This window comes from Curvibacter sp. EU05-FHT14A10 (assembly GCF_058791075.1).
Map to the genome: position 1 here is coordinate 535,170 of NZ_JBYTDE010000003.1, position 12,201 is coordinate 547,370.

Annotated in this window: 11 protein-coding genes; 6 read left to right on the forward strand and 5 right to left on the reverse strand. The window is 65.3% G+C overall.

Annotated features, from left to right (window positions below; translation table 11 throughout):
* Nucleotides 1-6: 6 nt before the first annotated feature.
* Both AC3WUT_RS08460 and AC3WUT_RS08465 read left to right on the forward strand, forming a co-directional pair.
* On the forward strand, nt 7-1,155 hold the full coding sequence (locus tag AC3WUT_RS08460; RefSeq protein ID WP_492346627.1) for an acetyltransferase domain-containing protein: 1,149 nt from the start codon (nt 7-9) through the stop codon (nt 1,153-1,155).
* An 11-nt stretch (nt 1,156-1,166) separates the two neighbouring features.
* Nucleotides 1,167-1,391 carry a hypothetical protein gene (locus AC3WUT_RS08465; protein WP_492346628.1) on the forward strand — a complete coding sequence of 75 codons (225 nt, stop codon included), beginning with the start codon at nt 1,167-1,169 and terminating at the stop codon, nt 1,389-1,391.
* 6 nt (nt 1,392-1,397) lie between these two features.
* On the opposite strand, the gene AC3WUT_RS08470 is transcribed toward AC3WUT_RS08465, so the two are convergent.
* On the reverse strand, nt 1,398-2,456 hold the full coding sequence (locus AC3WUT_RS08470) for a quinone-dependent dihydroorotate dehydrogenase (RefSeq protein WP_492346629.1): 1,059 nt from the start codon (nt 2,454-2,456) through the stop codon (nt 1,398-1,400).
* A gap of 74 nt (nt 2,457-2,530) precedes the next feature.
* Here AC3WUT_RS08470 and rpiA point away from each other — a divergent pair, with 74 nt between their 5' ends.
* The 4 genes from rpiA to AC3WUT_RS08490 all read left to right on the forward strand — a co-directional run bounded on the left by rpiA (nt 2,531) and on the right by AC3WUT_RS08490 (nt 6,289).
* A complete protein-coding gene (gene rpiA / locus AC3WUT_RS08475) occupies nt 2,531-3,217 on the forward strand; it encodes a ribose-5-phosphate isomerase RpiA (protein WP_492346630.1) in 687 nt (228 codons plus the stop codon).
* A 171-nt stretch (nt 3,218-3,388) separates the two neighbouring features.
* Entirely contained in the window at nt 3,389-4,375 is a 987-nt protein-coding gene (locus AC3WUT_RS08480; RefSeq protein WP_492346631.1) for a TRAP transporter substrate-binding protein, read from the forward strand.
* Between the two features lie 95 nt (nt 4,376-4,470).
* A complete protein-coding gene (locus AC3WUT_RS08485) occupies nt 4,471-4,986 on the forward strand; it encodes a TRAP transporter small permease (protein WP_492346632.1) in 516 nt (171 codons plus the stop codon).
* 19 nt (nt 4,987-5,005) lie between these two features.
* A complete protein-coding gene (locus AC3WUT_RS08490) occupies nt 5,006-6,289 on the forward strand; it encodes a TRAP transporter large permease (protein ID WP_492346633.1) in 1,284 nt (427 codons plus the stop codon).
* Between the two features lie 72 nt (nt 6,290-6,361).
* On the opposite strand, the gene AC3WUT_RS08495 is transcribed toward AC3WUT_RS08490, so the two are convergent.
* The 4 genes from AC3WUT_RS08495 to AC3WUT_RS08510 form a co-directional block, all read right to left on the reverse strand.
* Nucleotides 6,362-8,320 (reverse strand): ATP-binding protein, encoded by a 1,959-nt coding sequence (locus AC3WUT_RS08495; RefSeq protein WP_492346634.1) that lies wholly within the window; start codon nt 8,318-8,320, stop codon nt 6,362-6,364.
* On the reverse strand, nt 8,317-9,135 hold the full coding sequence (locus tag AC3WUT_RS08500) for a PhnD/SsuA/transferrin family substrate-binding protein (protein WP_492346635.1): 819 nt from the start codon (nt 9,133-9,135) through the stop codon (nt 8,317-8,319). The genes AC3WUT_RS08495 and AC3WUT_RS08500 overlap by 4 nt, the downstream gene beginning before the upstream one ends.
* A gap of 295 nt (nt 9,136-9,430) precedes the next feature.
* A complete protein-coding gene (locus tag AC3WUT_RS08505) occupies nt 9,431-10,132 on the reverse strand; it encodes a DUF4124 domain-containing protein (RefSeq protein ID WP_492346636.1) in 702 nt (233 codons plus the stop codon).
* Nucleotides 10,133-10,168: 36 nt separating this feature from the next.
* Complete coding sequence (locus AC3WUT_RS08510; RefSeq protein ID WP_492346637.1) at nt 10,169-12,190, reverse strand: M3 family metallopeptidase; 2,022 nt, start codon at nt 12,188-12,190, stop codon at nt 10,169-10,171.
* Nucleotides 12,191-12,201: the final 11 nt, after the last annotated feature.

Here is a 12,201-nt window from a genome sequence, read left to right on the forward strand (position 1 = left end):
CAAACCATGACCGCTCTGGCCCAGTCGCTGCACCGATGGAGCAGCATCGATCGTCTGCGTGGGGCCGTCATGGCCTTGATGGCGGTCGATCATGTGCGCGAGTACTTTTTTCTACACCAGCAGGTGCTCGACCCGATGGATCTGGCCGCCACTTCGCCAGCGCTGTTCTTCACCCGACTGTGCAGTCATTTCTGCGCACCGGCTTTTGTGCTGCTGACCGGGCTGAGCGCTTGGTTGCGGGGCAATCGGCCCGGCGGAAGCCGCCGTGACACAGCGGTCTTTCTGGCCCAGCGTGGGGTGATCCTGATGGGTTTGGAGTTGACGCTGGTGAACTTTGCCTGGACGTTCAGTCTGCCGCCGCCCCTGATCTACCTGCAGGTGATCTGGGCGATCGGCCTGTCCATGCTGGCATTGGCGGCCCTGATTTATCTGCCCAGGCCGCTGCAGTGGGCGTTGGCGCTGTTGATCATTGCAGGCCACAACGCGCTCGACGGGCTGCATTTCCAGCCTCATGAGGCCGGATTCATCCCTTGGGCACTCTTGCACGACCGCAGCGTGATGGCGTTGGGCTGGGGTTTGCGTGCCCGCAGCTCCTACCCGGTGCTGCCGTGGATCGGGGTGATCCTGCTGGGCTTTGCCTTGGGGCCGCTGTATTCAGCCCAGGTGACTGGCCGCAGCCGCCGGGCCTGGCTGACGGGCATGGGTCTGTTGGCGCTGGTTGGCTTTGGGGGGCTGCGGTTGCTGAACGGCTATGGCGATCACAGCTGGGTGCCCGGTGTCTCGCCTCTGCACACGCTGATGGCCTTCATGAACGTCACCAAGTACCCGCCGTCGCTGCAGTTTCTGTTGTTGACCCTGGCGGGTGGGTTGTTGGCACTGGCCTTGTTCGAGCGCATCGCCTGGGGGAGGGTACTGGCCGATATCGGGGGGGCGCCGATGTTCTTCTACCTGCTTCACCTCTATCTGCTGCATCTGCTGTATTGGGCCCTGCTTCACCATGTCGGCCCCAACCATGGGGATCGCTTCGGGGTCGATGAGGTCTGGCAGATCTGGGCTCTGGCTGCTGGCGTGGTGCTTGCGTTGTACGGTCCTTGCCGCTGGTTTTCGCGGGTCAAGAGAAACAACCCCTCTGTACGCTGGTTGCGTTACTTCTGAACCGGGCGCTCGTGTGTCGGCTGGGTGCCAGTGATGGCACCTGCCTGGGCCAGGCCGTGGGGGCCGGCGCACAACTGGTTATCCATTTCGCCTGGACCGCCCCGGCCACGCATGACTTTGGCACCGGGCTGGCGCAGGTGTTCGAGCGCCATGGCAAGCCGGGCTTCCGCAAGTTCTATGACGAACCCGAATTCAAGGGCGGCAACCACGGCACCGAAGAGTGCCTGCGGCGCTGAGGCCGTTCAGCGCTTGCCGTGCGCCTTGAGCGCGGCGGCGGCTTCGCCCACCAGGGCCGGGCCGCGGTAGATCAGGCCCGTGTAGAGCTGTACCAGGCTGGCGCCGGCTTCGAGCTTGCTGACGGCGTCGCGGCCGCTCAGCACACCGCCCACGCCGATGATGGGGTAGGTGGGGCCCAGTGTGGTGCGCAGGCGGCGGATCACGCGGTTGCTGGCTTCCAGCACCGGGGCGCCGCTGAGGCCACCGGCTTCGTCGGCGTGGGCCTGGCCCTTGACGGCATCACGGCTCAGGGTGGTGTTGGTGGCCACCACACCGTCCATGCCGTGGCGCTGCAGGGTGGCGGCAATCACCTCGATCTGGGCCTCGTCCAGGTCGGGGGCGATTTTCACGAACAAGGGCACGCGGCGGTTCTGCGCGGCTTGCAGTTCGGCGCGCCGGGCGGCCAGGGCCGACAGCAGTTGGTCCAGGGCTTCATCGCTTTGCAGGGCGCGCAGGTTTTTTGTGTTGGGGCTGGAGATGTTGACTGTCACGTAGTCGGCATGGGGGTAGACGCCGTCCAGGCAGGTCAGGTAGTCGCTGGTGGCCTGTTCGATGGGCGTGGCAGCGTTTTTGCCGATGTTCAGACCCAGCAGCATGGGTTGGCTGCCGCCCTGGGTGCGGAAGCGGGCGCGTTTGACGTTGGCGATGAAGGCGTCCAGGCCTTCGTTGTTGAAGCCCAGGCGGTTGATCAGCGCGTTGCTCTGGGGCAGGCGGAACATGCGCGGCTTGGGGTTGCCCGGCTGGCCCTTGGGGGTGACGGTGCCCACTTCGACAAAGCCAAAGCCCAGGGCGCCCAGCGCGTCGATGCAGCGGGCGTTTTTGTCGAGCCCGGCGGCCAGGCCGATGCGGTTGGGAAAGCTCAGGCCAGCCACGGTCACCGGGTCGCTCACCCGGCTGCCAGCCCAGGCCCATTGCAGCGGCGTGCCTTGGGTGCGCGCCAGGGCGTTCAGGGTCAGTTCATGGGCCTTTTCGGCGTCCATGCTGAACAAAAAGGGGCGGGCGAGGGCATAGGGCAGAAGCGACATTGGATAATTCGGGCGTTTTGTAAGTCTTCCCCCGATTTTCCCCCAATCCCTCACCCCACTTCCCCGGATTCCCCATGAGCACCACCACCTACACCCAAGACGAACTCAAGGCCCTGGTTGGCCAGGCCGCGCTGCACTACGTGGTGCCAGGCGAAATCGTGGGGGTGGGCACGGGCTCGACGGTCAACAAGTTCATCGATGCGCTGGCCAGCATGCGCGACCAGATCCCGGGTGCGGTGTCCAGCTCCGAGGCCTCAACGGTGCGACTGAAGGCCCTGGGTATCCCGGTGCTGGATGCCAACGAGGTCAGCAGCCTGTCGGTCTACATTGATGGGGCCGATGAAATCGACGGCAACGGTTACATGATCAAGGGCGGCGGTGCGGCCCTGACGCGCGAAAAGATCGTGGCCAGCCTGTCCAAGCGCTTTGTCTGTATTGCCGACGAGTCGAAGAAGGTGCCGGTGTTGGGCGGCTTTCCGCTGCCGGTCGAGGTGATCCCCATGGCCGCCCAGCGCATCATCCGGCAGTTCGCCGCCCTGGGCGGTGAGGGCAGCGTGCGCCTGAAAGACGGCCAGCCCCTGATCACCGACAACGGCCAGGTGATCGTGGATGTGCGCGGCCTCAAGATCGCCGACCCGCTGGCCTTTGAATCCGAAGTGAACCAGTGGCCTGGCGTGGTGACCGTGGGCGTGTTTGCCCATCAGAAGGCCGCCGTGTGCCTGCTGGGCACGCCGCGTGGTGTGGAAACCCTCAGCTACTGAGACCTGTTTTGAGCCCGGGCACCGGGCTGCAATCTGCATTGGCGATGGCCCCCATGTCGTTTGGGCAAGGGCGGCGCAGCCCTGGGTGAGCCCTGCGGCACACGAGGCTTGTGAATGTGAAACCTACAATTACAGGTTACTTAACATATTCACAACATAGAGATAAACACCATGTTTCTGCGTCGCACGATTCTGTCTGCCTGCGTGGCATCTGCCCTGGTGGCCTGCTCTGGCATGGCCTTGGCCCAACAGGCCAAGGAGGTGAAGCTGGGTTATGCGCTGGCCATCAATTCGCACTATGGTGCCGCCGCCCAGGCCTGGTCTGAATCGGTAGAGAAGGCCACCAACAACGCCTTCAAGTTCAAGCAGTTCCCTTCCAGTGCACTGGGCGGTGAGCGCGAACTGATCGAAGGCCTGCAGTTGGGCACGGTCGAAGCGGTGATTGTGTCCACGGGGGCCTTGAGCAATTTCGTGCCGGATGTGGGTGTGGTGGACATTCCGTTCCTGTTCCGTGACACCGCGCACGCCCGCGCCGTGCTGGACGGCAGCTTCGGCCAGGACCTGCTGGGCAAGTTCAAGGCCCGCGGCCTGATCGCCCTGGCCTGGGGGGAGCAGGGCTTTCGCCACCTGAGCAACAACAAGGTGGCGGTCAGCAAGCCCGAGGACCTCAAGGGCCTGAAGATCCGGGTGACCGAGAACCCGGTGCACATCACGGCCTTCCGCACCCTGGGTGCCTCGCCCACCCCCATGGCCTGGCCCGAAGTGATCGGGGCCCTGCAGCAAGGCACCATCGACGGCCAGGAGAACCCGATCTCGGTGTTTGTGTCGGCCAAGCTGTGGCAGGTGCAGAAGCACCTGACGCTGACCTCGCACGTGTACGCACCGATGGCGCTGATTGTGTCGCCTGGATTCTGGGGCAGCCTGAACGATGCCCAGAAGGCCGCCTTCACGCAAGGTGCCAAGGCCGGTGCGCTGGCATCGCGCAAGTTTGTGGATGAGGTCGAGAAGAAGGGCGTTGAAGAGATCAAGTCGCATGGCGTGCAGGTGGTGACCCAGGTGGATCGTGCGGCCTTCCAGGCGGCCTTGGCCCCGGCCTACAAGCAGTACGCCAGCAAGTTCGGCCAGAAGACGCTGGACGAGATCAGCCACGCCAAGTAAGCCGGTCCGCCTGGCCGCCGCAGGTGGCCGGGGCCCGTCTTTTCCCCCACCTTCACGGCGCCCCAGTGGCGCCGTGTTCACCTGTTCCATTGCCTATGTTCAATCGCCTTGAACGCGTCCTGGTGGCCTGCAACCGCTGGGTGCTGATTCTGTTGTTGCTGGTCATGGCCTGCATCGTGTTTGCCAATGTGGTGCTGCGCTACACCACGGGCGACTCCATCGTCTGGGCCGAAGAGGTGGCCCGCCACCTGATGATCTGGGGCACTTTTCTGGGGGCCGGCCTGGTGCTGCGTTTTGGTGGCCATGTGGCCATCGACAACCTGCATCAGGTGGTCAGCACCCCGCTGGCCCGGTTGCTGCGCACGGTGGTGGTGGTGGGCATGGGCTTGTTCTGTGCCGTGATGACGTATTTTTCCATCCTGTATGTGTGGGCCACGCGGTTTCAGACCACGGCGGCCACCGACATCCCGATTGCCTACATCTACACGGCCATGCCGATCGGCTTTGTGCTGATGCTGCTGCACCTGATGTTTGTGGCGCGTGGCTACATCTCGGCGGGCCGCTTTGAAGAGTCGGACGAGATGGATGCCGAATCGGCAGCCTCGCTGTGAACGGCCGGAGACAACACCCATGACCCTGACTCTTTTCATTGCCGCCATCGTCTTGATGACGCTCGGTTTCCCGGTGGCCTTTGCGTTGGCCATGTCGGCCTCGCTGGCCGTGTTTGTCGGCGGGCGCTACCCGCAGTTGATCGTCTTCAAGGAAATGTTCACCGGCATCGACAGTTTTCCGCTGATGGCGGTGCCCTTTTTCATCCTGGCCGCCGAGATCATGTCGGGCGGTGCGCTGACGACGGTGTTGCTGCGCTTTGCCGCCCAGTTTGTGGGCCACCTGCGCGGCGGCCTGGGTTATGCCAACATCCTGTCGCTGACGCTGTTCTCGGGCATCTCGGGCTCGGCCCTGGCCGATGCGGCCGGCCCGGGCTCGATGATGGTGAAGATGATGGAAAAGGCGGGCTACTCGCGTGCCTACGCGGCGGCACTGACGGCCAGCACGGCCATCGTGGGGCCCATCATCCCGCCGTCGATCATCATGATCATCTACGCTTTGCAGGATGAGCAGGTCTCGGTGGGCGGGCTGTTCATCGCGGGGTTCATCCCCGGCCTGCTGATTGCGCTGGCCATGGCGGTGGTGAACTGGCGGGTTTGCCGCGAGCGTGACTACCGCTCGCGCGAGCCGCAGCCTTCGGGCCGCGAGATGCTGGTCAACAGTTTCAAGGCCATCCCGGCACTGGGCCTGGTGGTGTTGATTCTGGTGGGCATTCGCTTCGGGATCTTCACCCCCACCGAGGCGTCGGTGGTGGCGGTGTTCTATGCCCTGGTTTGCGGCAAATGGGTGTATCGCACGCTGGAGTGGAAGGCGCTGCCGCACATTGCGGCCCGCTCGGCCTTGCTGACGGCTTCGGTGTTGTTGGTGGTGGCGGCGTCGGCGGCCTTTGCCTGGGTGCTGACCGTGGAAGGCGTGCCTCAGCAACTGGCGCAGACCATCGTGGGCTGGAACCTCTCGCCTGTCACCTTCCTGATCGCGGTGAACGTGCTGTTGCTGCTGTTCGGCATTTTCATGGAGCCCTTGCCGGGGGTGATGATCCTGGTGCCCATCCTGGCACCGATCTCGGCGGCGCTGGGCATCGACCCGATCCATTTCGCGATGGTGGTGATCGTGAACCTGACCCTGGGCATGATCACGCCCCCGGTGGGAGGGCTGCTGTTCGTGACTTCGGTGGCCACCAAGGTGCCGCTGAAGGACCTGACCCGCGAGCTGCCCTGGTTTTTGCTGGCGCACCTGATCGTGCTGATCCTGTTGACCTTTGTGCCGGCCATCTCGACCTGGTTGCCGCACGTCTTGGGGTTTTGAGCCGCAAGGTGTTTTGAGTTGCCAAGAAGAAGGGCCCCGCGGGGCCCTTCTGTTTGGGGGGATGCTTCGACATCAGGCCGAGGGAGGTGCAGGTGCCGGACCTTCCGTCACAGGCACCCACAGGGTCACTTCGGTTCCCTGGCCCAACTCGCTGTGCAGCTCGACCGTGCCGCCGTGCAGCTCGATGATCTCTTTGACCAGGCTCATGCCCAGGCCGGTGCCCGGGATCTGGCCCGAGGTGTCGGCGCGGTAGAAGCGCTCGAACACGCGAGCCACTTGCTCGGGCGTCATGCCCAGGCCCTGGTCGCGCACCCTGATGCCCAGGCGGCCGGGCTGGTCGGGGTGGGCCTGCAGCAGGCTCACGCTCACGTCGCCCCGGTCGGGCGAATACTTGTAGGCATTGGAGACGATGTTGCGCACCGCCTGCATCAGCTTCTTGCGGTCGGCCCGCACCCACATCGGGCCGGCTTCGGCCGACAACAGCGGGCCTTGCCGGCCTGCGGGCACACCGAAATCGACCACCACCTGCCGGGTCAGCGCCTCGGCATCGACAGCCTGAAAGTCGAAGTCCTGGCCGCGGCGCTCCTCGATGCGCACCAGGTCCAGCAGTTCGTTGATGATGGCAATCATCAGTTCGGACTGGCGGTAGATGATGCCCAGCACCTCTTTGCGCTTTTCTTCCTTGAAAGGCATGTGCAGCATCAGCTCGGTGTAGCCAAAGATGCTGACCATGGGGGTGCGCAACTCATGGGCCGCGTGCGAGAGGAACTCACTCTTCATGCGGTCCACTTCGGTTTCGTGGGTCACGTCGCGCAGGTACAGGATCTGCGACACCGATTCGGCGGCCGATTCGCGCAGGGCCACCTGCAAGACCCGGTGGAGGGGCGCCGCCAGTTCGATCTGATGGCGCGGGCCGGCGCCCGGGCCACGCCCGGTATGGGACGGCTCCAGCAAGGCTGCCAGCCCCGGAAAGCGGGCCTTGGGCTGGCAGGCCTGGGCCAGGCGCGCTGAAAAGCAGGCTTCGTCCAGGCCCACCACGTCACTGGTGCTGAGGCCAGTCAGGCGGTGGAAGGCCGGGTTGGCGTACTTCACGTGTTGCTCGCTGTCGAAGGCCACAAAGCCATCGGGGCTCAGTTCGAAGATGGCGTTGAGCTGCTCGTTGCGGTCACCGATGCGCTGCAGGGCGTCTTCCAGCTCTTGCTGGGTTTTGAGCCGGATGGCGTTCTCGGCGCTCAGTTGGGCGTGGCTCAGGGCCAGTTCGCGGTTGCGCTCTTGCAGCGAGGCAGCAATGTCGGCGGTCTCCTGGTTGGCACGGGTGAGTTGTTCCACCCGCTCGGCAATGGCCCGCGACATCACGTTGAAGGCGGCACCCAGGCGGCCGACATCATCCTGGCCTTCGGGCACGGGTTGCATGGTGAGCTGGCCCTGGGCCACACGCAGGCTGGCAGTCGTCAGCACCGACAACTGCCGCGTGATCAGCAGGCCCAGCAGCGTCAGCAGGCCCGCCGACAGCAGCAGCTCGGACAGCGCAATCAGCACGCCCTGGGTGACCAGCTGCTGGCGTGCCACCAGGATGCGGGTCAGGTCCAGGCCGAACTGCAGCTTGCCCAGCGTCTGGCCTGACTGACGGATGGGCAGGGCCATGTCGTAGCGGGGCGGGGTGTTGGCGGCATCGAGGTTGAACTCACCCGTGACCGGGGGCAGGGCCTTGCCAGCGGGCCAGCCACTGGTGGCCACCACCTCGCCACTGGCATCGGTCACGGCCAGGTATTCGATGCCATGGATGGCATGGCTTTCATCGAGCACGGCCTGCACGGTGGCGTAGTCATACTGCGCGAGCGGGGCCACCAATGCCGCAGAAAGCACGGGGGCGATCTGGTCGGCTTGCTCGCGGGCCTGGTCGCCCATGGCGTCGTGCAGCAGTCGCAGGCTGTTGCCCACCAGCAAGGCGAGCATCACCATTTCAACGAGCAGGGCGGCCATGAGCAGGCGCCCGCGCACAGTGCGCCAAGGCAGGTGCAGGCGCATCATTTGCCTTGCTTGAGCGCCAGCCGGACCTCGTTGGCGTAGGGCTCCAGGGCCACCAGCTCACGCGGCTCCAGGGCCCGGTAACCGCCCAGGTTGTAGCGGTTGAAATACTGCTTGGCTTCGGGTGTGTCGGCAAAGGCGCGCAGATGCGCCAGGATCTCGTCATAGCGTTTGGTGTGGCGCTGGTTCAGCACGTAGACGCGGCCGGCCATGGGCAGGCTTTCGGCCACCACGCGCAGGCGGTCGCGCACGGCGGGCTGAAGGTTCTGGAAGTTGGCCAGCGACATGAAGCCCACGCTGCCTTCGCCCTTGAGCAGCAATTGGCCCACGCTGTCTGACGCGCTGACGTAGCGCATGGTGGTGTTGCTGACGCTGTTGCGGATCAGCCAGTGCTGCCCCCACAGGGTGACCAGCGAGCTGGCCGACAGGCCGATCACGGGTTTGCCGTTGAGGTCTTGTGGGTTGCGGTAGTCGCTGTCAGGGCCCACCAGGGCCACGGCCTTGAAGTCGTTCTGGTAGGTGAGCAGAGGGCGGTAGGCGGCGTCGGTCTGCAGCAGCCGGGCCTGGTGGCCGGTGGTGATGGCCATGTCGTATTGCTGGGCTAGGGCCCGGCGTGCGAATTCGGTGAAGTCGGGCGCGGTCACGATCTCGACCGGGTGCTCCAGGGCTTTTTCAAGGTACAGGCGCAGGGGCTGGTACATCTCCAGAATCACCCGGGCGCTGGAGTGGGGGGCCACCCCGATGCGGAAGGGGGCCGCGCCCGTGGGGCCTGGGGCTGCCGAGGCCAAACCGGCCAAGCCCAGCAGGGGGAGGAGCATGAGCAGGGCCAGAGCCCGCAGGAAAGTGCGCATGAGAAACCTTGAAGAAGACAGCCGGCAGCGGTGAGCCCGCCGCGGCGGCATCGCCCGCTCATTTCTGACGACGGACGGGCTTCGAGTTTAGTGGCATCGTGAGCCCTTGGCACGCTTTGGAGGCCCCTGCTGTTGACCAAGGTCGTCTTGAAGGCGCTTGAATCCAGCCTGAGCCGAGAGGGGCCCCGGCTCAGAAGTGCCGACCCAAAAGGGCGGGCTTGAAAGTGCCGACTGCAAAAACGCCTACTGCAAAGGCGCAGGCTCAGAACTGAAGCCCTGCGGGGTTGTTTTCAGTGGCGCGCCTGGGGGCCACCGGCAATTCAGGGGCGGGCTTGGCTTTGGGCTTGGCGTCACTGAGGGGCTTGGCTGGGGCATCGCCCGCGGGCACCAGTGGCTCAGGGGCCGGGCGGCGGTAGGCGGCAGGCAGCTGGATCTGGGGCGGGTAGCCGGCAGCATCCAGGTAGCTCTTCCATTCGTTCTCCTGCAGGCCACGCAGGAACTGGCTGCTGATGCTCAGCGCGGGCAGGGTGTCGCTGCCGCTGAGCTGCTTGAACGCGCTGATGTCGGCGTTGGAAATGATGGTTTTTTCGGCAAACGGGATGCCACGGCTGGTCAGCACCTGGCGTGCGGCGCTGCAGACATCGCAGTCACGGGTCACATAGAGGGTGACGGGGTACTGGTTGGCAATGCGCCGAAGGTCGGGCGGCAGGGTGGCATTGGCCTCGGCCTGGCTGCTGCCGGAGCGCACGGTGGCGACCTTGGCATCGGGTTTTTCGGGCGGCCGGTCTGAAAACGTGACTTTGCCGTCAGGGCCCACGATGCGGTAGACCTGCTGCGCCTGTACGGGAGGGGCCGCCATCAGCCCCGCTCCCAGGGCCAGCAGAGCCCCCAGCAGCAGGGGGCCGGACACCCGCAGGTGTCTGACCGAGGTCGAGGTCTGAAAGGCTGAAGTGGGGGCGGCCATGGTCAGTGAGCAGGGGTTGTCTGCAGGGGCAGGGTCTCAGTTCATGCCCTGGTGGCGCAGCAGCGCATCCAGGCTGGGTTCACGGCCCCGGAAGGCCTTGAACGATTCCATGGCCGGGCGGCTGCCACCGGCCTCAAGAATGGACTGGCGATAGCGCCGGCCGGTCTCGGGGTTGGGGCTGCCATCGGGCAGCACGCTTTCTTCGAAGGCGGCGTAGGCATCGGCACTCAGCACTTCGGCCCACTTGTAGCTGTAGTAGCCGGCGGCATAGCCACCGGCAAAGATGTGGCTGAAGGTGTGGGCGGTGCGGCTGAAGACTGGCGGTTGCAGCACGGCCACTTCGCGGCGCACGGCGGCCAGCACGTCCATGAAGGCGTCGGGTGCGTCGGCCCGGGTGTGCAGCTCCATGTCGAACAGCGAGAACTCGATCTGGCGCAGGGTGCCCAGGCCGCTCTGGAAGTTCTTGCCCGCGATCATCTTGTCGAACAGGGCGCGCGGCAGGGGCTCGCCGGTGTCCACATGGGCGGTCATGTGGCGCAGCACGTCCCACTCCCAGCAGAAGTTCTCCATGAACTGGCTGGGCAGTTCGACGGCGTCCCACTCGACGCCGCTGATGCCCGACACGTCGCGCTCGCTGACCTGGGTCAGCAGGTGGTGCAGGCCGTGGCCGAATTCATGGAACAGGGTGATCACGTCGTCGTGCGTGAGCAGGGCCGGCTTGTCGCCCACGCCGGAGGCAAAGTTGCACACCAGATGGGCCACCGGGGTTTGCAACTGGCCGTTGTCGGGCCGCAGCCAGCGGGCGCGCACGTCGTCCATCCAGGCGCCACCGCGCTTGCCGGTGCGGGCGGGTTGGTCGAGGTAGAACTGGCCCACCAGTTGCCCGTTGCGTTCGATGCGGTAGAACTCGACGGCCGGGTTCCAGACCGGGGCCTGGTCACGCCGGATGTTGACTTCGAACAGGGTCTCGATGATCTTGAACAGGCCTGCCAGTACCTTGGGGGCGGTGAAGTACTCTTTGACCTCTTGCTCGCTGAAGGCGTAGCGCGCTTCCTTGAGCTTTTCGCCGATGTAGGGCCAATCCCAGGGCTGGGGATCGGCCAGGCCCAGTTCGGTGGCGGCGAACTGGCGCATGTCGGCCAGGTCTTGCTCGGCGTAGGGCCGGGCCTTGCGGCTGAGGTCACGCAGAAACTCGCTGACCTGGGCTGGCGAATGGGCCATCTTGGGCACCAGGGACACCTCGCCAAAGTTGGCGTAACCCAGCAGCTGGGCTTCTTCGTGGCGCAGGGCCAGGATCTCGCGGATCAGCGGGGTGTTGTCAAAGCGGGCATCACCCAGCTCGCTGGCGCGGGTGACATAGGCGGTGTAGAGCTTTTCGCGCAAGGCGCTGCTGTGGGCGTACTGCATCACGGGCAGGTAGCACGGCATCTTGAGCGTGAGTCGGTAGCCTGCCTGGCCTTCGGCCTCGGCGCCTTGGCGGGCCGCCTGCACCACGTCGGCCGGTACGCCGGCCAGCTCGTCTTCGCTGGCGTAGTAGGCGAAGGCATCGGTGGCGTCGAGCGCGTTCTCGCTGAACTTCTGGGTGACCTCGGCGTGACGTTCCTGGATCTGGGCGAAACGCTCACGGGCAGGGCCCTGCAGCTCGGCGCCTGAAAGCACGAAGTTGCGCACGGCATTCAGGTGGGCCTGGCGCTGCTCGGTGTTGAGGCTGGCCACGTCGATGGCCTTGTACTTGGCGTACAGGCGTTCGTCGGCGCCCAGGCGGGTCCAGAACTCGGTGACGCGGGGCAGGGCCTCGTTGTAGGCGGCGCGCAGCTCGGGCGTGTCGGCCACGGCGTTCAGGTGGCTGATGGCACCCCAGGCGCGGCCCAGGCGTTCGGTGGCCACATCGAGCACCCGCGCGATGGCCAGCCAGTCGGCTGGAAACCCGGGGGCGGTGACGGTTTCAAGGGCCTGGTTGGCATCGGCGAGCAAGGCGTCGATGGCCGGGGCCGCGTCGTCAGGCTGGATCCGGTCGAACAGGGGCAGGTCGGAGAAGTCGAGGAGTGGATTGCTCATGCTTTGGATGG

What these genes read in the sequence shown, in the direction of transcription:
- AC3WUT_RS08495 (WP_492346634.1), bottom strand. Translation starts at nt 8,320, where the DNA reads ATGATGCGCCTGCACCTGCCTTGGCGCACTGTGCGCGGGCGCCTGCTC.
- rpiA (WP_492346630.1), top strand. Translation starts at nt 2,531, where the DNA reads ATGAGCACCACCACCTACACCCAAGACGAACTCAAGGCCCTGGTTGGC.
- AC3WUT_RS08460 (WP_492346627.1), top strand. Translation starts at nt 7, where the DNA reads ATGACCGCTCTGGCCCAGTCGCTGCACCGATGGAGCAGCATCGATCGT.
- AC3WUT_RS08470 (WP_492346629.1), bottom strand. Translation starts at nt 2,456, where the DNA reads ATGTCGCTTCTGCCCTATGCCCTCGCCCGCCCCTTTTTGTTCAGCATG.
- AC3WUT_RS08490 (WP_492346633.1), top strand. Translation starts at nt 5,006, where the DNA reads ATGACCCTGACTCTTTTCATTGCCGCCATCGTCTTGATGACGCTCGGT.
- AC3WUT_RS08480 (WP_492346631.1), top strand. Translation starts at nt 3,389, where the DNA reads ATGTTTCTGCGTCGCACGATTCTGTCTGCCTGCGTGGCATCTGCCCTG.
- AC3WUT_RS08485 (WP_492346632.1), top strand. Translation starts at nt 4,471, where the DNA reads ATGTTCAATCGCCTTGAACGCGTCCTGGTGGCCTGCAACCGCTGGGTG.
- AC3WUT_RS08510 (WP_492346637.1), bottom strand. Translation starts at nt 12,190, where the DNA reads ATGAGCAATCCACTCCTCGACTTCTCCGACCTGCCCCTGTTCGACCGG.
- AC3WUT_RS08500 (WP_492346635.1), bottom strand. Translation starts at nt 9,135, where the DNA reads ATGCTCCTCCCCCTGCTGGGCTTGGCCGGTTTGGCCTCGGCAGCCCCA.
- AC3WUT_RS08505 (WP_492346636.1), bottom strand. Translation starts at nt 10,132, where the DNA reads ATGGCCGCCCCCACTTCAGCCTTTCAGACCTCGACCTCGGTCAGACAC.